Source organism: Flavobacterium sp. HNIBRBA15423 (genome assembly GCF_052655965.1).
In genome coordinates, this window is the sequence record NZ_CP199751.1 from 1462789 (window position 1) to 1485779 (window position 22991).

19 protein-coding genes are annotated in these 22991 nt (G+C 28.9%); 7 read left to right on the forward strand and 12 right to left on the reverse strand.

All coding sequences use genetic code 11. The features are described 5' to 3' along the window. Positions 1-93 precede the first annotated feature (93 nt). From ACULEV_RS06490 to ACULEV_RS06520, 7 genes are all read right to left on the reverse strand, one after another. Positions 94-939, reverse strand: coding sequence for a helix-turn-helix domain-containing protein (locus ACULEV_RS06490; protein ID WP_445457858.1), 846 nt, complete (start codon positions 937-939; stop codon positions 94-96). 81 nt (positions 940-1020) lie between these two features. Next, positions 1021-2502, reverse strand: coding sequence for a S41 family peptidase (locus ACULEV_RS06495; protein ID WP_445457859.1), 1482 nt, complete (start codon positions 2500-2502; stop codon positions 1021-1023). A 253-nt stretch (positions 2503-2755) separates the two neighbouring features. Further along, entirely contained in the window at positions 2756-4861 is a 2106-nt protein-coding gene (gene recG / locus ACULEV_RS06500; RefSeq protein ID WP_445458525.1) for an ATP-dependent DNA helicase RecG, read from the reverse strand. A 149-nt stretch (positions 4862-5010) separates the two neighbouring features. Beyond that, the gene (locus tag ACULEV_RS06505; RefSeq protein WP_445457860.1) at positions 5011-5613 is read right to left on the reverse strand and encodes a hypothetical protein; all 603 of its coding nucleotides are present in this window, start codon (positions 5611-5613) and stop codon (positions 5011-5013) included. A gap of 98 nt (positions 5614-5711) precedes the next feature. Then, positions 5712-6413: an aspartyl/asparaginyl beta-hydroxylase domain-containing protein gene (locus tag ACULEV_RS06510; RefSeq protein ID WP_445457861.1), complete on the reverse strand. Its 702-nt coding sequence runs from the start codon at positions 6411-6413 to the stop codon at positions 5712-5714. A gap of 2 nt (positions 6414-6415) precedes the next feature. After that, complete coding sequence (locus ACULEV_RS06515) at positions 6416-6910, reverse strand: hypothetical protein (protein WP_445457862.1); 495 nt, start codon at positions 6908-6910, stop codon at positions 6416-6418. Between the two features lie 6 nt (positions 6911-6916). Beyond that, a complete protein-coding gene (locus ACULEV_RS06520; RefSeq protein WP_445457863.1) occupies positions 6917-7639 on the reverse strand; it encodes a Dph6-related ATP pyrophosphatase in 723 nt (240 codons plus the stop codon). Between the two features lie 85 nt (positions 7640-7724). Between ACULEV_RS06520 and ACULEV_RS06525 the strand changes: the two genes are divergently transcribed. From ACULEV_RS06525 to ACULEV_RS06535, 3 genes are all read left to right on the forward strand, one after another. After that, positions 7725-9836, forward strand: coding sequence for a M1 family metallopeptidase (locus ACULEV_RS06525; RefSeq protein ID WP_445457864.1), 2112 nt, complete (start codon positions 7725-7727; stop codon positions 9834-9836). Next, positions 9836-10744 carry a patatin-like phospholipase family protein gene (locus tag ACULEV_RS06530; protein ID WP_445457865.1) on the forward strand — a complete coding sequence of 303 codons (909 nt, stop codon included), beginning with the start codon at positions 9836-9838 and terminating at the stop codon, positions 10742-10744. Before ACULEV_RS06525 ends, ACULEV_RS06530 begins: the two co-directional genes overlap by 1 nt. An 82-nt stretch (positions 10745-10826) precedes the next feature. Beyond that, a complete protein-coding gene (locus tag ACULEV_RS06535; protein WP_445457866.1) occupies positions 10827-12575 on the forward strand; it encodes a hypothetical protein in 1749 nt (582 codons plus the stop codon). A gap of 114 nt (positions 12576-12689) precedes the next feature. On the opposite strand, the gene ACULEV_RS06540 is transcribed toward ACULEV_RS06535, so the two are convergent. After that, positions 12690-13211: a DUF7935 family protein gene (locus ACULEV_RS06540; RefSeq protein WP_445457867.1), complete on the reverse strand. Its 522-nt coding sequence runs from the start codon at positions 13209-13211 to the stop codon at positions 12690-12692. 209 nt (positions 13212-13420) lie between these two features. Between ACULEV_RS06540 and ACULEV_RS06545 the strand changes: the two genes are divergently transcribed. Continuing rightward, positions 13421-15754 carry an ATP-dependent helicase gene (locus ACULEV_RS06545; protein ID WP_445458526.1) on the forward strand — a complete coding sequence of 778 codons (2334 nt, stop codon included), beginning with the start codon at positions 13421-13423 and terminating at the stop codon, positions 15752-15754. A gap of 188 nt (positions 15755-15942) precedes the next feature. Beyond that, positions 15943-16563, forward strand: coding sequence for an L-threonylcarbamoyladenylate synthase (locus ACULEV_RS06550; RefSeq protein ID WP_445457868.1), 621 nt, complete (start codon positions 15943-15945; stop codon positions 16561-16563). Positions 16564-16741: 178 nt separating this feature from the next. Here ACULEV_RS06550 and ACULEV_RS06555 read toward each other — a convergent pair whose 3' ends face one another. The 4 genes from ACULEV_RS06555 to ACULEV_RS06570 form a co-directional block, all read right to left on the reverse strand. Further along, positions 16742-17800 carry a nucleoid-associated protein gene (locus ACULEV_RS06555; protein ID WP_445457869.1) on the reverse strand — a complete coding sequence of 353 codons (1059 nt, stop codon included), beginning with the start codon at positions 17798-17800 and terminating at the stop codon, positions 16742-16744. A gap of 54 nt (positions 17801-17854) precedes the next feature. Continuing rightward, positions 17855-18256, reverse strand: a complete 402-nt coding sequence (locus ACULEV_RS06560) for a four helix bundle protein (protein WP_445457870.1) — start codon at positions 18254-18256, stop codon at positions 17855-17857. A 53-nt stretch (positions 18257-18309) separates the two neighbouring features. After that, positions 18310-18840 (reverse strand): IS1096 element passenger TnpR family protein, encoded by a 531-nt coding sequence (locus ACULEV_RS06565; RefSeq protein WP_445457871.1) that lies wholly within the window; start codon positions 18838-18840, stop codon positions 18310-18312. Positions 18841-18924: 84 nt separating this feature from the next. Next, positions 18925-19839 (reverse strand): glutaminase, encoded by a 915-nt coding sequence (locus tag ACULEV_RS06570; RefSeq protein ID WP_445457872.1) that lies wholly within the window; start codon positions 19837-19839, stop codon positions 18925-18927. A gap of 141 nt (positions 19840-19980) precedes the next feature. Between ACULEV_RS06570 and ACULEV_RS06575 the strand changes: the two genes are divergently transcribed. Further along, positions 19981-22134 carry a TonB-dependent receptor gene (locus ACULEV_RS06575; RefSeq protein ID WP_445457873.1) on the forward strand — a complete coding sequence of 718 codons (2154 nt, stop codon included), beginning with the start codon at positions 19981-19983 and terminating at the stop codon, positions 22132-22134. A gap of 223 nt (positions 22135-22357) precedes the next feature. Next, a complete protein-coding gene (locus tag ACULEV_RS06580; protein ID WP_445457874.1) occupies positions 22358-22984 on the forward strand; it encodes a hypothetical protein in 627 nt (208 codons plus the stop codon). Positions 22985-22991 lie beyond the last annotated feature (7 nt).

The following is a 22991-nucleotide window of genomic DNA, read 5'->3' on the forward strand; positions in this document are numbered from 1 at the left end:
TTTTTATTTATTAAATTTTAAACAAAATTGAAACTAAAAAGCCAAATTAATTTGGTTATAAAGTCCAAAAATTGGATAATGAAGTCCAAATTTTTATTTCAATACTTTGTTTTTTCGGTATTGAGATGGTGTTGAATTATATTTTAATTTAAATAATTTGGTAAAATGAGAAATATCATTGAATCCAACTTCATAACTTATTTCGCTGATAGAAAAATCAGTTGAATATAGCAACTCACTCGCTTTGAGTAATTTTTGCTCTTTAATATAATTAGCAGGAGTGTCTTTGTAATAGTTTTCAAAATCTCTCTTAAATGCTGACAAGCTTCGACCTGAAAGCAGAGCTAATTCGGGAATTGTAATATTTGAAAAGAGATGAAATTGTATTACTTCTTTGAAATTAGCTTGTCGTGGAGTAAAAAGATGAGAAAATAAACTAATTATATTTTCCGCATTATTAGTTTGAAGCAATAATAAAATAAGTTCTTTAATTTTAAGTTTTAATAAGTCATCATTGACTAATGATGGGTTTTGAAAGTAGAAGTTTAGACTTTCCATAAAATGGATTATGATATCGTGTCTTTTAATTTTTTGAGCAAAATATTTCTTCCCATTTGGTTTAATAAAGTTTGGGACTTCATCTTTGTACAAGTCTAAAAGAATGTCTTTATGAAGATGGATTGCAAAAATTTCGCAATTTTCATGCTCTGATTTTTGGATTAAATTTGCAAAATAACTCCCACATTTTAATAGTACACTTTCTGAAACATTTACATTCACGCTTTCTGTTGGAGAACTTACTATACTTTCCCCATTCTTAATATATAAAAAGCAGGCTTCATTTTGAAAAATTGTCCCATATCTAAATGGTGTTTTTATGAGTAATTTTTCAATTACACATTTATTATTTATGTCGAAATGTTTTCGGTCAATTATCATTTGTTTTTTTCAAGTTTAGAAGTCTCTGACACTTATAGCTAACTTCCTTACGATATTTCTTTTTTTGAGCAATTGGAAATTTTATTTGTTTATTAGTTTTTTAGCATATTCAAGTTCGGTGTCATATCCATTTATAAATTCTTTAAATGTAGGTTCTATTTTATAATTTGGTATTATTCCTCTTCCAGATTCTCCTTTTTTAACATCTAGAACAAATTTCAAAATTGGAATATCAATTTTCAATTTGGTGTTTGGTAATGTGAGTTCTAAAGAGGTACCGCTAGTGTTTCCAAAATAACCACCACCAGTTTCTTCTCCTATAAAAATAGCATTTGTATATTCATTCATTAAGCTTGAGAATTCTGCACCACCTGAATAAGTCCAACCGCTTGTTAAGATATAAATGTCCCCTTGAAAAGGAGTTTCTTTTATTGGTTCTGGAATATAGATACCAGTTTTTCTATATATATTTCCGTCTTGAGATTGTTCATTTTCATTTCTTAATTCGTCCTCTAAATCTGTTTTATCTTCGTTACTTGCATAATCTGTAAATTTAAGGAAACTAAAAGTGAAATTTGAAAGTTCAACATATTTGTATTTGTTGTATGGTTTATTTGTTAAATAAGAAAATAGATAATCTTCATTGCCTTCTGAACCTCCTCCGTTATCTCTAATGTCGATAATTAGATGCTTGGTTTGTCTTTTTTGAATTTCTAAGAATGATGAATCGACAAATTTTTTAAAATTCATTTGGTAATCTTCAAAATTGCTATTTCCAAATGTTCTGAATGTTAAAATTGCTGTGTTTTTATCCTGAAATTCTAAATTTCCAGGTTTTTCTATTTCTTTCCTTATGTTGTTCTCTTTAAGTACTTGAATCATAAGTTCTTTAAGTTTTGAAAAAGATATGGAATGTAGTTTGTGAGTTTCAGTTTTCCCTGTCGTTGGATTTTTGATTTTAATTTGATTCTCTACTTGTTGGTCAATTACTTTTGCATACTCTCTAGAAAATCCTTTAAAATCTAAGTATCTGTACTTTGAAGTTTGAATAAATCCGTCAGAAGCAAATGTGTTAAATATCGTTTGATAAATTTTATTGATTTCAATGTTGTTAATAGAAACTAGTTCAAAACCTTTATAAGGTTGATTTAAAATTATTACTTTCTTTTCGAGATTGATAATTAGTAAGGGCATAAATAAGCCTTTATGAGCCAATGTATTATTTATATCTTCTGAAAGAGAAATATCACAATGATCTTCTTTTGTGTAGGCAATAATCGGTGCAACAATGTTGTAAAACTGCATACCGCTTAGACTATCTTTTAATAAATTTCGCTGAATTGCCACAATACTATCAAACTGTTTTTCAGTTGAATACCAATATAAGCCTGTGTGTGCTTCTTTTAAGCTATTTACCAATAAATTAAAGTCGGTTTCAAGTTCTGAGTGTGAATAACTTTTAAGTTCAAGATTTGGAAAAGTTGAAATTTTGCTTGTTAGGTTATCTGTTTTTTTGCAAGAGATAAATAGCAATAAGTATAAAAGTATAATTAAATTTCTCATAGTTTGGTTTTGAAATAGTATGTCAATTTTATGTTACAACAGATTTTGTATTAAGTCTATGAGTACCAAATTTATTATTTAATTCTTACAAATTTAGATTTTTGTTCCAATAAAATTATAGGTCAAATGCCTGTCTTTTATTAGTAAAGTTATAAAGAGAACTACATTGCCCCATTTGAAGCGTTGGGATTTGTATTTCTTGTGGGATTCTGAAATAAGTTCTGAATGACGATTTAGACTGTAAAGGAATGTGCTAACTGATATAATTCCAAATATTTTTTTTCTTGCTTAATTCTATAAAGACTTTTCTAAGTGTTGCATGTTCTGGTTTTTCCATTGGTGCATCTGCTTTTAATAATTTTATAGCATGGTGTCTGGCTAATTGTAGAATGTCTTTGTCTTTGACAATGTCTGCAATTTGAAGGTTTAAAACACCACTTTGCTGTTTACCCATTATATCACCTGGTCCTCGTAATTTTAAATCTACTTCAGAAATTTCAAAACCGTCATTGGTTCTTACCATGGTTTCTATTCTGGTTTTGCTGTCTTCACTTAATTTAAAACTTGTCATTAAGATACAATAACTTTGTTCGGCACCACGACCTACACGACCTCTTAACTGGTGTAATTGGGATAGACCGAAGCGTTCAGCACTTTCAATAACCATAACGGAAGCATTAGGAACATTTACTCCAACTTCTATAACAGTTGTTGCAACCATTATATTTGTTTTTCCTGCTGCAAAACGTTGCATTTCTGCTTCTTTATCAGCTGGTTTCATTTGTCCGTGAACAATGGAAATAGAGTAGTGTGGTAAAGGAAAATCACGGGAAATACTTTCGTAGCCATCCATTAAATCTTTATAATCCATTTTTTCTGATTCTTGAATTAATGGATAAACAATATAAACCTGTCTTCCTTTTGCAATTTCATCTTTTAAGAATTTCCAAACTTTTAAACGGTTACTATCATAACGATGTACGGTTTGGATGGGTTTTCTTCCAGCTGGTAATTCATCAATAACTGAGATGTCTAAATCTCCATATAAGCTCATTGCAAGTGTACGTGGAATAGGAGTAGCAGTCATCACCAAAATATGTGGAGGAATGTGGTTTTTCTTCCAAAGTTTACTGCGTTGTTCTACACCAAAGCGATGTTGTTCATCTATAATCGCTAAGCCTAAATTTTGAAACACTACTTTGTCTTCTAGTAGGGCATGTGTGCCAATTAAAATGTCTAGTGAACCATTTTCAAGTGCTTCATGAATAATTCTTCTGTCTTTAGTTTTAGTAGATCCAGTAAGAATTTGAATATTGATATCTAGATTTTTAGCTAATTCGGTTAAACCGATAAAATGTTGGGTTGCCAAAATTTCTGTTGGAGCCATTAAACAGCTTTGAAAGCCATTGTCTTTTGCAATTAACATACAAAGTAAAGCTACTATTGTTTTTCCTGAACCAACATCTCCTTGAAGTAAACGATTCATTTGGGCATTACTTCCTAAATCATTTCTAATTTCTTTAATGACTCTTTTTTGAGCATTGGTTAACTCAAATGGTAAATGATTATTATAGAAATTGGTAAAATTATCACCAATAATTCCAAATGGATGTCCTTTTATTTTATGTTTTCGAATAAGATTTTTGGTAATTAATTGCAATTGGATAAAAAATAACTCTTCAAATTTTAATCTAAATTGTGCTTTGGATAATAAATCTTGGTTTTTAGGAAAGTGAATATTGAAAAGGGCTTCGTTTTTTGGAATTAACTTTAATTCTTCAATAAGATATGTGGGTAAGGTTTCAGTAAACAAAACATGTGTTTCAATAAATAACTGTTGCATTAGTTTATTGATAACTCTATTTGAAACTCCTTTATTGGCTAATTTTTCAGTACTTGGATAAACTGGTTGCATGGCAGAACGAAGGCTAGCTTTATGTTCTGCTAACAATTCCATTTCTGGATGAGCCATATTGAAGGTATTTCCAAATTGGGTAACTTTTCCGAAAATCACATAAACTTCATTAATTTTTAAGCTTTCTCTTATCCATTTATGTGCTTGAAACCAAACTAATTCCATTTCTCCTGTATCATCAACAAAAGTAGCAACTAAGCGTTTGCCTCTTTTTTGTTCGACAGTTTTAATATGGATAATTTTTCCGATAATCTGAACTTCGGAATTGTTGTTCTGGAGTTGGTTAATCTTAAAATAACGAGTTCTATCGATATACCGATTGGGAAACAAATTTACTAAATCACCATACTTATGAATATTGAGTTCTTTACGAAGTAAGTCACCACGATTGGGACCAACTCCTTTTAGATATTCAATGGGTGTCTCTAGTAAATTCATATTCAATATCAAAAATCAAATTCAAAAATCAATTGTAATAGTCTATTTCAATTGCAAACATCAATAGTAGTTTTTGTAAATTTTAATTTCGATAGCGAATATAGGGTATAATTTAAATATTCTAAAATATCCTTATTTTATTTTAAAATCTGATTTTATTTTTTTGTTGTAATTGCTATTCTTTTAATATCTAATGTTAGTGTTTTTAGATTTTGATTGGCAGCGATTTTAGTGTTTTTATCTAAATCAGGATTTAAAAGTATTTGGTGGTTTATTTCCATTTCTTTTTTTAAATTTTCAATTTTTGTAATCCTTTCCGGATTTGAATGAGCAATTGTTAACGTTGCTTTTATACTATCTAATGCTTTGTTTTGTTTGTCGATGACATCTTGCATCTCTTTTCTTAAAGAATCTTGATTTTTTGAATCCTTCTCATTACCAATTATTTCCTCAATTTGATTTGTATTTTGAGCTATTTCATTTGTAATTTCTGTATTACTACTATTTGAAAGTTCGGTTACACTTTCTTGTAATTTTATATTTTGATTGAAAAGAGGTAATGATATAAAGCCATTAAGAATAACCATGAAAATTGTCATTAACATGAATCTCCAAATCATTTTTATGATAAGTGGTCTTGGTTCTTGGTCTTTGTTTTGCTCGGCTCTTAGTAAGAAAAAGGTAAGTAGTACTAATAGAAAACTAAATCCCGAAATACCATAACCTAAAATTTTTAAAACGTCTAGATTTTCAAACATAATTCAAAAGTTTACAATTTTATTTTACAAAGGTTGTACTCTTTTGAATATAAATTATAAGGAAAATTATGGTTTTTAATAAGGGTTTTCCCCCAATTTTACTCTATTTCTTTACTAATTTTTTCAATTAATGCATTGGCAGTTTCAGTCTGCATTAGTTTTAGTTGTTCAACAAGTAATTTTTTTTCTTCTTTTGAAAGTTCGGGTTCGTGTTTTATGAATTGATTTTCATTAGCATGTTGGAAAAATAAAGTATCAGTCCATTCATTGCGAATGCCATCAATAACAAGATGAATGCGATCTTTTTTACCTTTATTGGCTACCGAATGTGTGAAATTAGCATCAATATACCAACATTCTCCTTCGTTCATGATTAATCTTTGATTGTCTAAAATAAACGCAACATCTTCATTCGTAATTATTGGAATATGTATTCTAAGGTAGCCATCTTCATAACCCAAACAATTATCGGTATGGGGTTTAATATATGCACCAGCAGCTAAACGTAAGAGACGAACGGTTGTTTTTTCAAATTGAAAACCATCTATAACTTCTTTTAAATAATTACAAGAATCGATAACTTCTGTATAAGTGACTTTTTCTGTACCACTATTATTAGCATTAATATTCTCTGATTTTCCACCCTGAGAAAGTAAGGCAATAGAGGACCATTCACCAGAATAATCATTTGTATTATAGTGGTTTACCCAATTTCTTTTCAGTATTTTTTCGACATCATTTTGTAGTTTTTGAACGTCAAATACTATTGGGAACTTTATATATCTTATTAAATCGTTCATGATTAGTCTCTTAACCATTTTACCATGTGTGGAAAGGCTTTTGCATTTTGTTCTCGTGCTTTTTCGTTGCTAAAAGTTAATCCACACCATTCTAAGAAAGGTAAACCAATGAAATTGTTTTCTTTGTAAGAATCAATCAACCAATCTGAACTCCCTTTGTATCCATTAGAATGAAATACAACATTAAGAGGAATTTCTAAATAATGTGCAGCTGCAAATGACCATAGCATAGTGCCTATTTCATCACCTTGTGTGGGCCAGTCTTTTGGCATTTCATCGGTTCCAATTTTTTTCCTATCTTCAGAAGTAGTTACTGCAATATGACCTGCTTCATGTAAAATGTCACCAGGATATAATAATTTATTAAAATCGATTAATATTCCTTCATTTGAAAGAGCTAAACCAGGTAGAAAAGTATCATTAGGTAATTCTTTTTCTATGGTATTAATACCAATTTCTTTTAAGAAAGATGTAATTTTTTGAACAGTTGCATCCATATAAATTTATATTAAATCGCAATACCAAAACCCATATTGATAAGGAGAATCATCTGTTTTACAAACATCATTGTTAGATGATTTAGTAGGTTCATATTTTCGATATACTACTTCACCTAATTCAAAATCAATAGGCTTTGAAAAAATAGGTCCGTCAAATGTAAAGGTGTGAAATTCACCATTTTCCCCACAAGGATCAACATTTTCAGGTAAATCTTTTGTAAAATTAGCATCAATTACTCTACCTACAAATTCTTTACCTAGATATTTTTCGTTTACACAAACAATAATAGTTTTAAAACCTAATTCTAAAAATTCATGAATTAATTCTTTAGTATCTTTTTTCCATAAAGGAAAAACACCTTTAAAATTAGCTTTAGCCAATTTATCCTCTCTGTATTTTCTTAAATCTTCTAAAAAAATATCTCCAAAGATAGAATGAGTTACCCCTTTTTCTTGAAATTCCAAAAGTGTATTTTTCATGATATCATCATAGATTTCCATAGTTGGCATTTCTGGAATCATCATCTTTTTTAAAGGCAAACCAATGCTTTCGGCTTGTTTTTCTAATAACTCAATACGAACACCATGCATTGAAATGCGCTGAAATTGTGAATTAACACTAGTAAGAAGCGTTACTATTTCATATTCGTTTTCTTGTTGGATTTTATGTAGTGTTAAGGCAGAATCTTTTCCGCTACTCCAGTTAAAAAGGGCTTTCTTTCTCAATTTTGGTATAATTATAGCGTAAACTTACAAAAATACCTGAATTATTTAGCTAGGCTTTGTAAATTTGAAACAATAAATTTTAAGCATGAGATACTTTTTTATATTATTTTTTTCATTTTCTCTTTTTTCCCAACAAACCGAAAAGGTTGATTTTATTTCTTGTGATGCTTTTGTTGTTCCTCAAATAAAAGAAAAATCTATTTATGGAAACCTTATCTACAAGTTTAAAGTTTTAAATAAAATTGACACAATAAGTATTGATGCAATTAATATGAATTTTTTTGATGTAATATTGAATGGAGAAAAAGTAAAATTTAAAAATTCAGGTAAGAAAATTCAATTTTTTGAAGGTTTTATTAAAGGTGAAAATTGGGTGTCATTTCGTTTTGAAGCAAGACCAAAACAAACCTTATATTTTACAGGAAATTTCGATTCTACTCAACCTGATAGTCTAAACGCTCAAGTTTGGACTCAAGGACAAGGGAAAAACACAAGTCATTGGTTGCCTAGTTTTGATGATGTAAATGAGAAAGTTATTTTTAATTTAAGTATTGGGTTTGTTGAAAATTTTGAAATTATTTCAAATGGTAAATTAGTTGAAAAATTAAAACTACCTAATGAATCTTATGAATCAGAAAAGCTAATTTCATGGGATTATCAAATGCAAAAGCCAATGTCTTCCTACTTAGTGATGCTTGCCATTGGTAATTTTGTGAAACAAACTGAAAAAACCAAATCAGGAACTGCATTAGAATTTTATTTGGATAAAAATGATAAGAACAAGTTTGAGCCTACATATCGTTATTCGAAACAAATATTTGAATTTTTAGAAGAAGAGATTGGAGTAAAATATCCTTGGGAAGTGTATCGACAAGTTCCTGTGCGTGATTTTTTATACGCTGGAATGGAAAATACCACTTCTACTATTTTTTCTCAGGATTTTGTAGTTGATTCTATTGGTTTTAATGATAAAAATTATGTAAATGTAAATGCTCATGAATTAGCGCATCAATGGTTTGGAGATTTAATAACAGCAAAAGAAAGTAAACATCATTGGTTACAAGAAGGTTTTGCAACTTATTATGCTTTATTAGCCGAAAAAGAAGTTTTTGGAGATGATTATTTTTACAATCAATTATATCAATATGCTCAAGAATTACAACATGCTAACCAATATGACAGTATTCCTATTTTGAATGAAAAGGCTAGTTCCTTGACATTTTATAAAAAGGGAGCTTGTGCTTTACATGTGTTAAGAGAAAATATTGGAGAAAAGAATTTCAGAAAAGCAGTTAAAAGTTATTTAAAAAAATATGCTTTTAAAAATGTAAATACGGATGATTTTTTAAGTGAAATTAATAAAGTATCAAAATATGATACAGCAACTTTTATGAAAAATTGGTTGGAAAGCCCAAAATTTAATTTTGAGGAAGCTTTAAGTCATTTAACTAAAAATAATTCGGTAAATCAATTGATTCAATTTGGAAAAACTAATAAGCATTTAGAAGAAACTGAATTGTTTGAAAAATTTAAAGCTATTTTAAGTTCGCAAGTATTTTATACAGTTAAGCAAGAAATTGTTTACCAATCTCAAAATCTTTCAGAAGAAAAACAATTAGAATTATTAAAATTGGCTTTAGAAACCAATGATTTAAAAGTAAGACAAGCAGTTGCTGAGATATTATCTAAAATTCCTTATTCTTTTAAAGCTGATTTTGAAACGCTGTTAAATGACAAATCTTATATTACAAGAGAAATAGCATTATTTCGTTTATGGACTAATTTTGAGCAAGATAGAGAACGTTTAGTTGAACTATCAAAAGATTGGACAGGTTTAAACTATAACTTGAAAATTGCCCATTTAACTTTAAAGATTGTTGGTTCAAATAACAATGAAAGCAGAAAACAAAATGCAGTTGAAGAATTGGAAAATTATACTAAACTCCCATATGAATCTTCTGTAAGACAACCAGCTTTGGAAACCTTAATAAAGTTAGATATAATATCAGATGTTGTTCTAGTAGAATTGTTAAACGCATCCATGCATCATAAATGGCAATTTGTAAAATTTGCCAAGGATAATATAAGAGCATTAATTTCTAATGATGAAATTAGAGAAAAATTCATACTTTTAAAGGGTAAAGTAAATGATAAACAAAAAGAGCGCATAAATTATTTCTTAAAAGAAACAGCATAATGAAAGCATTAGTAATTTCAGGAGGAGGAAGCAAAGGATCTTTTGCTGGTGGTGTGGCACAGTATTTAATTGAAGATTTACATAAAGATTATGACTTATACTTAGGAACTTCAACTGGAAGTTTGTTAGTTTCTCATTTAGCATTACAAAAAGTAGAAAAAATAAAGAGCATTTATACTTCTGTTAATCAGAATAGTATTTTTAGTAATTGTCCCTTTATTATAAAAAAGAAATTTGGTGAAGATACTATTGCGATAAATCATTTTAATGTATTCCGAAATTTTTTGAAAGGATCTAAAACTTTTGGGGAAAGTAAAAATTTAAAAAAATTAATTAGAAAAATATTTACTCCAGAAGAATTTGAAGAATTAAAAGCGGGTCCAAAAGAAATTATTGTTACGGTTTCAAATTTATCTTTAAATACTGTGGAATATAAGTCTATAAACGAATTTAGTTATGATGATTTTTGTGATTGGGTTTGGATTTCTTGTAATTATATTCCTTTTATGTCTTTGGTAAGAAAAGATGGTTGTGAGTATGCAGATGGAGGTTTTGCCTCAATGATTCCTATTGAAGAAGCAATTAAAAGAGGTGCAACTCATGTAGATGCAATTATTTTGCAAAGTGAAACTAATTTATATAATAGAATGCCTGCTAGAGGTCCTTTTGGTTTGTTAACTAATTTGTTTTCCTTTATGATGGATCGTATTGAATATCAAAATATAAAGATTGGTAAGTATGAAGCTAAAATTAATAATGCAACTATTAATTTTTATTACACACCCACATTATTAACTACCAATTCGCTAGTTTTCAATAAAAAACAAATGATGAAATGGTGGGAAACAGGCTATGAATATGCCAAAAGCAAAGAAATAGATTCTCAAGAAATACCAGATGAAGAATAAATTTTAAAAAAAATGCATTTTAGGGGTAACAAATAAAAACTTAATGTATCTGTTTATATAAAACTTTAAAAAAACATTTATCATGAAAAACTTAAAATTCATTTTAGCTTTATTCATCTTAACATCATTTCTTATTATAAGCTGTGATGATAATGATGATATTTTTATTCCTGAGGAAAATTCGGACACCACTATTAATTATGATTTTGGTTCAACAGTATCAAGGGATTTCATTGGACAAATTATAGATGAAAATGAAGACCCTATTCAAAATGTTATGGTCAACATTGGATCTACTTCAGCTCAAACAGATGTTAATGGTGTTTTTATTATTAAAAATGCTTCAGTAAAATCTAAATTTGCATACATAACAGCTACTAAAGCGGGTTATTTAAAAGGTTCTCGCACAGTAATTCCTACTTCAGGTGAGAATAACATTAAAATTATGCTACTAAGTGCTACCGTAATTGGAACGGTTAATTCTGGTTCAACAGGTAATGTTACTTTACCAAATGGTACAAAAGTAGATTTTGATGGTAATTTCAAAAAAGAAGATGGTTCTTCTTATTCTGGTACAGTTAGTGTAATCATGCATCATTTAGATCCATCTGATGAAAATGTAGAGGCAAAAATGCCAGGTTCTTTATTGGCTTCTGATAGCAACGGTGAAGCAAAAGTATTGGAAACATTTGGAATGATTAATGTTGAGTTACAAGGTGCTGGAGGAGAAAAATTACAATTATCTGGTTCTGCATCTATTGAACTACCTATTGATACAGCACAATCAACTTCATCACCTAATATTATTCCTTTATGGCATTTTGATGAAGAAGTAGGTTATTGGGTAGAAGAAGGAACAGCTACAAAAATTGGTAATAAATATGTAGGAACTGTTTCTCATTTCTCATGGTGGAATTGTGATGCTCAGTTTCCAACTGTAAATTTATGTTTAACTGTAGTAAATCCTAATAATCAACCAATTGCTAATGTTCATGTTGAATTAGCTCCAAATAATCAAACGTATCCTAGAAGCGGAACAAGTGATAATAACGGAGAAATATGTGGTTTAATTCCTGCAAATGAAACTCTTACAATGAATGTATTAGACAATTGTGGGAATATAATTAGTACTTCACAAATAGGTCCATTTTCATCAAATACAGTTTTGCCAAATATAGTTTTAACGGCAGGAATGGTTCAACAAACCACTGTAGTAGGAACTTTAGCTCAATGTAATAATTCAAATGTTACTGATGGTTATGTGTTATTAAATTATGGGAATCAAACTTTAATTACTAATGTTACTAACGGAAGTTTTGACTTTAATACACTAGTATGTAGTTCAAATGACACTTTTACATTGGAAGGTTTTGATTACACCAACTTGCAAACTTCAGGGGTGATTAATTATACCTTTACTTCACCAGTAACTAATATTGGTAATTTATTAACTTGTAATACAGTAACTGAATATATTACTTATCAAATAGATAACGATCCAGTGGAATACTTAATTGGTTCAATTAATGCAGGCTATTCTCCAAATGGATTATCTATTAGTCTTCAAGGTAATGGAACAACTGTAGGCAGTTTTTACTTGTGGGGAAATACAAATGTTCCTGGGATTTATACAACTTCAACTTTTCAATTAGAAGGTGGTAATTTTAGTTACATTGGTCAGCAAACAACAAATACTGTTTCATTTAATTTTACTAATTTTGGTTCAGTAGGAGGTTATATCGACATGACTTTTAGTGGAACTTATGAAGATCCAACTACAAATGTTACTCATACAATTACAGGTGTTATACATGTAATTAGAGATAATTAAATCAATAAAGCAAAATCGCTATTAATAATAAGTTTGTAGAACCAAACACCATTAAAAGGTGATAAGATATATGAAAAAGAAAATAAAATCCCGATGAATTTCGGGATTTTTTATTTAAAAAACTGTTTTTAATTCTTCTTTAATATAACTTATTGCCACATTACTAGGAGATTCGTTTTCAGTTAAATTGATTAAGATAGCTTCACGCAATTTTTCAGCATTTAAAATATCTTCTTCAATTGATTTTTGACGAATCATTTGAATGGTAGAGTTTTTAGCTTTATTAATTATATCCCAAGTGTTTGTAGTAACATAAACTTGTTGGGTTAAATTATGATCAAATTCAGTTTGAATGGTGTGAATTAATAAAGTTGCATAATCATTTTTGTCTGAATTAGGAGGAGAAACACGTAATAATAATTGAGTAGGATTAATACGTTCTAATAACAAAACAATGCGCTCATAAGCTTGTAAACGAATAGGTAATGCTTGTTTTTGATTCTCTTTTAATAATTCAAAACGTCTTCTATTTTCTTCATTTTTAAAAAAAGAATGAAATAAAAAATAAGCTACACCACCAGTAATCAAAGCAGGTAATGTATAAGAAGCTAATTCAATAATTTTTGTACCGTCCATTTATATAATTTTTCGATTACAAAGGAAGTATAATATAAATAAAATTCCAAACGTTAAATTTCAAAATCCAATATCAAAAAGAAAAAAATTTCAGTTAAACTACCTAAAATGAATTAAATAAAATAAAAATTGATTTTTGAAATTGAATTTTGACATTGACTTTGAATCACGTATTTTTGTAGATTAGTAAACTCATAAGATAAATCGTGATACAAAATATAATTTCCCAACTTAATGAAGCGCAACAAGCACCTGTTTTACAAAAAGACGGACCAATGATTGTTATTGCTGGTGCTGGTTCAGGTAAAACAAGAGTACTTACTGTTCGTATTGCTAATTTAATGAGTCAAGGTGTTGATGCTTTTAATATTCTAGCCTTAACTTTTACTAACAAAGCTGCACGTGAAATGAAAAAACGTATTGCTGATATTGTAGGAAATAATGAAGCTAAGAATCTTTGGATGGGAACATTTCACTCTGTTTTTGCAAAAATTTTACGTATTGAAGCAGAAAAATTGGGTTATCCTTCTAATTTTTCTATTTATGACACTCAAGATTCAGTTCGACTTATTGGTGCTATCATTAAAGAAATGCAATTGGATAAAGATATTTATAAACCCAAACAAATTTTAGGCAGAATATCTTCTTATAAAAACTCTTTAATAACCGTTAAGGCTTATTTTAATAATCCAGATTTACAGGAAGCTGATGCAATGAGCAAAAAGCCAAGAATGGGTGAGATATACCAACAATACGTTGAGCGTTGCTTTAAATCTGGAGCAATGGATTTTGATGATTTATTACTAAAAACCAATGAATTATTAAATCGTTTTCCCGATGTACTAGCAAAATATCAAGATCGTTTTCGATATATATTAGTAGATGAGTATCAAGATACTAATCATTCTCAGTATTTAATTGTTCGTGCTTTATCAGATCGTTTTCAAAATATATGTGTAGTAGGTGATGATGCACAAAGTATTTATGCTTTTCGCGGAGCAAATATTAATAATATTCTGAACTTTCAAAAAGATTATGAAAATGTGCAAATGTACCGTTTGGAACAAAATTACCGTTCATCAAAAAATATAGTCGAAGCGGCTAATAATATTATAGATAAAAATAAAACAAAACTTGATAAGATAGTTTGGACTGCAAATGAGGATGGTCCAAAAATTAAAGTACATCGTAGCGTAACTGATAGTGAAGAAGGACGTTTTGTAGCTTCAACTATTTTTGAACAAAAAATGCAGAACCAATTGCAAAATGGTCATTTTGCAGTTTTATATCGAACCAATGCACAATCACGTTCTATAGAAGATGCCTTGCGTAAAAGAGATATTCCTTATCGTATTTATGGAGGATTATCTTTTTACCAACGAAAGGAAATTAAAGATGTATTAGCTTATCTTCGATTAGTAATTAATCCAAAAGATGAAGAAGCATTAGTTCGTGTTATTAATTATCCTGCACGAGGAATTGGTAACACTACTATTGAAAAACTTACAGTTGCTGCTAATCATTTTAAACGATCTATTTTTGAAGTGATGGAACATATTGATAAAATAGATTTGAAATTAAATGCAGGAACAAAAACAAAGTTGCAGGATTTTGTTACTATGATTAAAAGTTTTCAAGTAATAAATGAAAATCAGGATGCGTTTTATTTGACAGAGCATGTTACAAAAAAAACAGGTTTAGTTCAAGAATTAAAAAAAGATGGTACTCCAGAAGGAATTACTCGTATTGAAAATATAGAAGAATTATTAAACGGTATAAAAGATTTTACCGAAGGTCAAAAGGAAATAGATGGAGCGCGTGGTGCTTTAGCTGAGTTTTTAGAAGATGTAGCTTTGGCAACTGATTTGGATAAAGATACAGGAGATGATGATAGAGTGGCTTTAATGACAATTCACTTAGCAAAAGGGCTCGAATTCCCTCATGTTTTTATAGTTGGTCTAGAAGAAGATTTGTTTCCTAGTGCTATGAGTCTTAATACACGTAGTGAGTTAGAAGAAGAACGACGATTATTTTATGTAGCATTAACAAGAGCTGAACATCAAGCGTATTTGGCTTATGCACAATCTCGCTATCGATGGGGAAAATTAGTAGATAGTGAACCATCTCGATTTATTGAAGAAATTGATGATATTTATTTAGAATATTTAAATCCAGTTGATAATGGTAATTATCGATACAAACCACAAATGGATATTGATATTTTTGGTGATATTGATAAATCAAAATTGCGATTAGCAAAACCTATTTCCAGTAAACCACCAGTTTATTTGAATACCGAAGTGAATGATAAAGCTAATATTCGTAAATTAAAACCAGTTTCGGGAATTAAAACTCAAGGTAATACTAATTTATTTGATAGTAAGTTGGTTGTTGGTAATATCGTAATGCATGAACGTTTTGGTAAAGGTCAAATTATGAGTATTGAAGGAATAGGGGCAGATAAAAAAGCGGAAATCAAATTTGATGTTGGTGGCTTAAAGAAGCTTTTATTAAAGTTTGCTAAATTAGAAGTAATAGGGTAACAATGCATTGTTAAAAATAAAAAGAAGAAAAAGCAGTAAACACAGAGATAAAAACAGATAATTAAGCCAGTTGATTAAAAAAATAATTCAAAAATAATAAGGGTAAAAAATAATTCCTGCAAATTTATAACTAATTTTACTAATAAATTATAGCTTTCTATTTTAACTTTTTTTGATTCTTAATTAATATGGCTGAATTCATAAAGATATACGAAGATAAACCTAGCGAAGCCGCTATTAAGAAAGTCGTAAATGTATTACGAAATGGAGGTTTAGTTATTTATCCCACTGATACAGTTTATGGGTTAGGTTGTGATATAACAAATTCTAGAGCTTTAGAACGAATTGCGAAAATTAAAGGAATAAAACTTGAAAAAGCTAATTTTTCTTTTGTTTGTAGTGATCTAAGTAATATATCAGATTATATTAAACAAATTGACACTTCAACTTTTAAAATTTTAAAAAGAGCTCTTCCTGGACCTTATACTTTCATTTTACCTGGAAATAATGATTTGCCAAAAGAATTTCGCAAAAAGAAAACAGTAGGTATTCGTGTTCCCGATAATAATATAGCGATACAAATTGTAAGTATGTTAGGAAATCCTATCGTGTCTACATCGATTCATGATGAAGATGAAGTACTTGAGTATTCAACTGATCCAGAATTAATTTTTGAAAAATGGCAAAATAAAGTCGATTTGGTTATAGATGGTGGTTATGGAGATAATGTAGCTTCAACTATTATCGATTTATCTGGAGATGAACCTGAAATAATAAGAGAAGGTAAAGGTAGTTTAGATGTTTTATAAATTTATAGATGGCGTTAATGGTATTAATTTCACAAAAAGCTTCGGATTGTTGAAGTAAGTTTTTATTAGTCTTAATAAATATTAGATAAATAAAAAAACAGCATCAAAATATTTTGAATGCTGTTTTTAATTTATATTATTATCTGTATCTAAATTTTGAACTAGTAGAAACTTAAAATTAGCTTTTTTGTTCTTTATTGAAATAGACTAAGTAGTAATACATTTGTTTTTCTTCGTCCCAACCTTTTTCAACAAATTTCTCTGCACTTTCTGGATTAATGAAATCTAATTTTATTTGAATATTAGTATCTAATTGAATTGTATTTTTCATTTTCTTTCTGGCATCTGTTACTGCGGCATTTGCAATTGGAAAATTAGAAACATCCTCAATACTATATTTAGCTCCTTTATCAATTTTGTAATTCTTAAATTCTGGGATAAACTCTGGATTTTTCATTACATCATTTAAGAAAGCGGTTTCTTCAAACTCATCATTTTTTGCAAAATGATTTACGGCTCTATTCATAAACAATACTTCTTGTTGTTTATCTTCTGCAGGTAAAACAACATCTTTTGCAAATTCTTGACAAAATTTCAGGTATTTTTTAGTGATGAAATTTTCGTCTTGAAATACATCTACTGATAAAAAATGTTCTAACCAATAACGTGCATCATAACGGTTACTATCAACTGTAAGTATTTTATAACCTTCTTCTTTTTTATAATTGAAAATAATACAGCCTTTATCTAATTTATTTAAGTTGATTCCTTGTTGTAAAATCATTTCAAGATTGCTTCCTTTTTCTTCAAATTGTAAGAAATCGGTTTGAATTTCACTTTTAAATACACCAATGGCATCTACTACATTGTTATCTATTGATACATTTGTAAAATAGGTTACATATACTTCACCATTTTTGATATGGGGATGATTGGATTGTTCAAAAAGATGTTGTGTTATTTTTTTTGAAACAGCATGAATTTCACTTGGATTGGTAAAAGCTTCAGTTGCCAAGTTGAACATTTCATTGTATTCTAAATCTACTTCGTGAGCGAATTGATAATAGTTTTCTTCTTTTTCACGAAATGATTTAAAGAAAAATTCTTTCAATAATGGCATTATTTCATCATTCAATCCATAAGGACTTTCAGATAAAAAAGTATTTTCATTTCGACTTTTATTTCCAACTCTATGTATGGAAAGGTTTTCTATGTGCGTGTTGAATAAGTTTATCATTTTTTGTTAAGGTTTAATAATGGTTTAAAGTTGTTTAATTTGGTTTAAATACAGTTAACCATTATTATCTATAAATTTAGTTCCTTTAAATTCTCTTTTATTAAGATAGATTATGAAATTGTGAATTTTGATACTAAGTTTTTCATAATCATTAACTAAGTAATTCATTTTATTTTCGTCAATATAATCGTTGTCAAATATTCTATAGATTTGAGAACGAGTTTCACCAGCTGATCCTTTAGCAATAGATAAGAACTGAATAAACTCTCTATTTCCATTTCGTTCAAAACCTTCAGCAATATTATCCATTACTGAACCAGAAGAATCTTTTACTTGGGCTTTTAATCTAAAATCAGTTTTTAAATCAGAGTTTTTTGAAATTAAAATTATTTCTTTCGAAAGTCTTCTAGCTTCAATCCAAATTTCTAAATCTTCAAATTTTTTTATTGTTGCCATAGTAACAACTTTAAACTTTTAAACCAACTTAAAACAATTTTAAACTAAAGATATTAATTCCAATTCTCTTCAAAACCAAAGTCTTCAAAACTGTCATCACCATCAAGCATGTCTAAATCATCTTCATCATAGTCATCATCAAATTCCGAACCAAAATCGTCTGCTTCAAAGGCTTTATCTGGTGCATCTAATGGTAATTGACCGTGAGAAAATAATAATGCTGGATAAGTTTCTCCTTCTACTTTTTCTTCAATAGCAGCTAATTCAACTAGAAAAGTCCACATGTTAAAGAAATCATACACATAAATAATTTTCGTTTGATATTGATCTAAATTATCTTCTAATATGAAATTATTCATGATTCTCATTTCACCAGGAACATCACCTGTATCGAATAATGGAATTTCATCTTCTTGATTCCAGTTTTCGTCACAAGTATAAAAAGAGGCCATTTCAGTTCCATCAAAACCAAATGCATTTACTAATGCATTGTGTAAATCTTCTAGTGTTGCTTCTTTTTCTATAGCAATATCTCTAAAAATATCTTCTTCTGCATCGAGTATTGCTCGGAATTTATAAATCATAATCTTGAAATTTTAGGAAACGCAAAAGTAGGGATTATTTACGATTTATGTTTTATGATTTTAGGATTGTTAATAATATTTTGTCTAAAATATTGATGCTTCGGTAATTGTAGTTAAACGTTCTAGTGTTTCTAATCCGTAAAAGGAATTCCCTTTTTTATTTAGTTTTGGACTCCAAACAGCTACAGTATAATGATTTGGATAAATAGCCACAACACCACCACCAACACCACTTTTTCCAGGTAAACCTACTTTAAATGTAAACTCGCCTGCTTGATCATAAAAACCACACATTTGCATTAAGGCATTCATCCTTTTACATTGACTAGTTGTTAGAAACTTAAATTTACTTCTTGGGACAATTCCATTATGCGAAAAAACTTGAAATACTCTTGCTAAATCTTCACAACTCATTTCAATCGAACATTGGTGAAAATAGAAATCTAAGACAGCATCAGGATCATTTTTAATGTTATTAAATGATTTTATATAATTTACTAATGCAGCATTTCTATATCCATTCTCTTTTTCGGATTGAGCTACAATTTCATTATAATTAATATTCTCGTTTTCTGCTAATTCTCTAATAAAATTTAGAAAATACTCTTTAGGGTTTTCAAAATGTTCTAGCATTAAATCAGCAATTACTAATGCACCAGCATTAATAAACGGATTTCTTGGAATACCATTTTCATATTCTAGTTGAACTAAAGAGTTAAATGCATTTCCAGAAGGTTCAAAACCAACTCGTTGCCATAAATCATTACCAATTTTAGAAAAAATAAGTGCTGTGGTAATTACTTTTGAAATACTCTGAATCGAAAATTTTTCAATAGCATCACCTACAGTATATATTTTTTGATAATTGTCAATTAAGGCAATTCCAAATTTTTCTGTATTAACTCTCTTAAGTTCAGGTATATAATCGGCTATTTTTCCATTGTTGTCTAAAACAAGAACTTCATTATATATAGAATTGAGTATACTTTGGTAATCCATCTTGTAATTTTTGGTAAATGTACTAAAATGTTATAAGCTACAATTCAGATAGAAAAAATAACAGTTCAGTAATCTTAAATTGAATTGTGACTTTTTCTAATACAATTTTGCTTCATCAAAAAATATTAAATAAGAACAAAAATGAAAGTATTATTTCAAATTTTATTACTCACAGTAACAACGTTAAGTTTTTCACAAACAGAAATTGAGGGAACAATAATGGATGAATTTGGCCAACCTTTTTCTGGTGCTAATGTGTATATCAAAGGAACTTATGATGGAGCTATTTCAGATAGTAAAGGCAATTTTAAATTTAAGACTATATCAAAAGGAGAGCAAATACTTCAAATAAGTTTTATGTCTTTTGAAACAATTACTCTAAAAATTATAATTGAAAGTTATAAGCCAAAGATTTTTACTTTAAAAGAAAACGTAAATACATTAGATGCCGTGGTAGTTTCTGCTGGAACTTTCAAAGCTGGTGATAATAGCAAAACAACAGCGTTAAAACCACTAGACATTGTTACTACAGCTGGTTCAGTAGGAAATATAATAGGTGCATTAGAAACTTTACCAGGAACACAAACAGTAGGAGAGAGTGGAAGGCTTTTTGTTCGTGGTGGAGAAAGCGATGAAACACAAACTTTTGTAGACGGAATTAGAGTAGCACAACCTTATGGTGCTACGGCTAATAATTTACCTACAAGAAGTCGCTTTTCTCCTTTTTTATTTGATGGAATGACTTTTTCTACTGGTGGTTATAGTGCAGAATTTGGTAATGCTTTGTCAAGTGTATTATTATTAAATACAATTAACGAACCTATTCAAAGTCAGACCGATATTTCTATTATGTCTGTTGGTGTTGGTTTGGGAAATACTCAGAAATGGGAAAAAAGTTCATTGACTTTTAATACCAGTTACATCAATTTAGCTCCTTATCAGTTAGCAGTTCCTCAAAAAATAGATTGGAATAAACCAGTTCAAGTTTATTCTGGAGAAAGTGTTTATCGTAGAAAGTTTAAAAATGGTCTTTTAAAAATGTATGGTGCTTTTGATTATACAACTTTCGACATTAATCAAAAGGATGTAAATTTTTCTGAGAAAAGAAATATAGCTATTCAAAATAAAAATTTCTATTTTAATTCAAGCTATAAAGGATATTTAAACGATAATTTACAATTGCAAACAGGTTTTGGTTTTGGCTATGGCCAAAATGAAATAGGAATTGTAAACGATTTGCTTAAAAATAATGAAAGAGCGTTGCATTACAAATTGAAATTGCGTCAAACCATAACAAGCAGAATAAAATTGAATGTAGGTGGTGATTTTTTTCATACTAATTTTGATGAAAATTTTACAGCTTTTCAATCAAGCAGATTTGATTATGGTTACCAAAATAATATGTCGGCTGTTTTTTCTGAAGCAGAAATATTTTTCTCTAAAAAAATGGCAATGAATGTTGGATTACGTTCTTCAAAATCTTCAATTATCGATGCATATACAATAGAACCTAGAGTTTCCTTTGCTTATAAAATTGCTGATAATTCTCAATTTTCAATGGCTTATGGTAATTTTAATCAAACCGCCAACCAAGATTATTTAAAATTTAATTCCAATTTAGATTATGAGAAAACCCAACATTATATTTTAAATTATATGTATAACAAAGAAGGGAAAATGTTGCGAGCAGAAGCTTATTTTAAGAATTACAATGATTTAGTAAAATATAATGATAATCAAGCTACTTACACTAGTAATTATAATAACAATGGTTACGGTTATGCAAAAGGAATCGATTTATTTTGGAGAGATAATAAAACCATTAAAAATTTAGATTATTGGATTTCCTATTCTTTTATCGATTCTGAGAGAGATTATAAAAACTATACTAAAGAGGTTACACCAAGTTTTATTGCCAATCATAATTTTTCAGTAGTAACTAAATATTGGTCAGACAAATTAAAGTCACAAATAAGCGCAACTTATAGTTTTAATTCTGGAAGACCTTATGATAATCCAAATACTACTGAATTTATGAATGAAAAGACAAAATCATTTAATAACTTAAGTTTGAGTTGGGCATATTTATTATCGCAACAAAAGATTTTATTCTTTTCTGTTACCAATGTCTTAAATGCTAATAATATTTTTGGTTATCAATATGCTACCAATCAAGATATAAACGGACAGTTTCAGAGACAAGCTATCACTCAACCAGCAAATCAATTCTTCTTTGTAGGTTTCTTTTGGACGATTAGCGATAATAAGAAAACTAATAATTTGGATAATTTGTAAGGGAGTGATTAGTGAAGAGTGATTAGTAATTAGTGGATTTTTGTTAGATTAATCACTATTCACTAATTACTAAAAAACAATTCATCCTTTAAAAATGACAGTTCGGTACAAATCAATTTTATAAGAAAGTAATCTAACCGAAATTTGTTCTATCAAAAAACAATTACAATTACAACAGAAAACAGAGAATACTAAATTAGAAACAATTAAAAAATTAAACATCATGACACGAATTATCACTTTTATCGCAATTTTTGTTATTTCAGTAGTAACAGCACAAGCTCAGTATGAAAAAGGAATGCAAGAAGCATTAACATCATGGAAAAATGACAAACCAGAAGAAGCTATTGCTTTATTTGAAAGAATTGCTTCAGCAGAAGAGCAAAACTGGTTGCCAAATTATTATATCGTTTTAATTAACACGACACAAGCTTTTCGCAATATGAATGATAAGAATAAAGTAAAAATACTTTTAGAAGCAGCACAAAGTGCACAGGATAAGTTGAATAGAATAGCTTTAGATAATCCAGAAGTATTAGTAATGCAGGCAATGATTCATACAGCTTGGATAGTTTATGATCCTATGACTAATGGTCAGAAACTATCTGGTGATGTTATGTATATTTACAACAAAGCCTACGCGATTGCTCCTGAAAACCCTAGAGTTGTATCTCAAAAGGCTTCATTTGAAATAGGTATGGCTGCTTATTTTGGTCAGGATACAAAGCCAATGTGTGAGCAATTAGAAAAATCTATAGAACTTTTTGCTAACTTTAAACCGGAATCACCTTTTCATCCAACTTGGGGTTTAGATAGAGCTCAAAGCGAATTGGAAAAATGTAAAAAATAAGAGATTA